Here is a 1,111-nt window from a genome sequence, read left to right on the forward strand (position 1 = left end):
CGCCCGCTGGCGTGGACGCTCGGACGTGCTGGTGCGGCTGGAGGGGCACGGCCGGGCGGAGGAGATGGTGGCGGGTGCGGACCTGTCGCGCACCGCCGGCTGGTTCACCAGCATGTATCCCCTGCGGCTCGACGTGTCCGGACTGGACCTGGAGGAGGCCGTCGCGGGCGGTGCGGCGGCCGGGCGGGCGTTGAAGGCGGTGAAGGAGCAGCTGCGGACGGTCCCCGACAAGGGCATCGGTTACGGCCTGCTGCGCCACCTCAACCCGGAGACGGCCGCCGAGCTGGCCGGTCTGCCGGAACCGCAGATCGGTTTCAACTACCTCGGCCGGGTCTCCCTCGCCGACCTGCCCGCCGAACTCCGCACCACGGGCTGGGCCCCCGTCTCCGCCGTAGGTGAGCTGATCGCGGCGCCGGACCCGGACATGCCGGCCCTGTCCGCGCTGGAGATCAACGCCGTGGCGACGGACGGCACGGACGGCACCGAACTCCTCGCGCAGTTCTCCTTCCCGCGCGGACTGCTGACCGGGGCCGAGGTGCGTGAACTCGCCGATGCCTGGACGACCGCGCTCCACGGGCTGGTACGCGGTGCCGGGCGGCCGGACGCGGGCGGTCTCACCCCGTCGGACGCGCCGTTGGTGCGGGTGGGTCAGGGAGAGTTGGAGGAGTGGGAGGGGCGGTTCGGGCGGCTGGCGGAGGTGTGGCCGCTGACGCCGGTGCAGAAGGGTCTGCTGTTCCACGCGATGCTGGCGGGCGCGTCGTTCGACGTGTACCACATGCAGCTGGTGTTCCATCTGAGCGGCCGGGTCGACGCGGAGCGGATGCGGGCGGCGGGGCAGTGCCTGCTGGAGCGGTACGCGAATCTGCGGGCGGCGTTCGTGCCCGGCGCGGACGGTGATCCGGTGCAGGTGGTGCCGGAGTCGGTGCGGCTGCCGTGGCGGTATCTGGACCTGAGCGGGCAGGACGATGGGGCGCTGGAGGCGTTCCTGGCCGAGGACCGGGCCACCCATTTCGATCCGGCGGTGCCGCCGTTGCTGCGGCTGGCGTTGGTGAGGCGGGGCGAGGAGCGGTTCGAGCTGGTCGTCACCGCGCATCACGTGCTGTTCGACGGC

The 1,111-nt window shown here is 72.9% G+C and carries 1 protein-coding gene; it reads left to right on the forward strand.

Annotation, left to right across the window (positions count from 1 at the left end):
• Positions 1-1,111: condensation domain-containing protein (locus IE312_RS37815; protein WP_229900947.1), on the forward strand; the 1,111-nt coding region annotated here is incomplete at both ends.

Source organism: Streptomyces capoamus (assembly GCF_014654935.1).
GTDB classification, from domain to species: Bacteria; Actinomycetota; Actinomycetes; order Streptomycetales; family Streptomycetaceae; genus Streptomyces; species Streptomyces capoamus.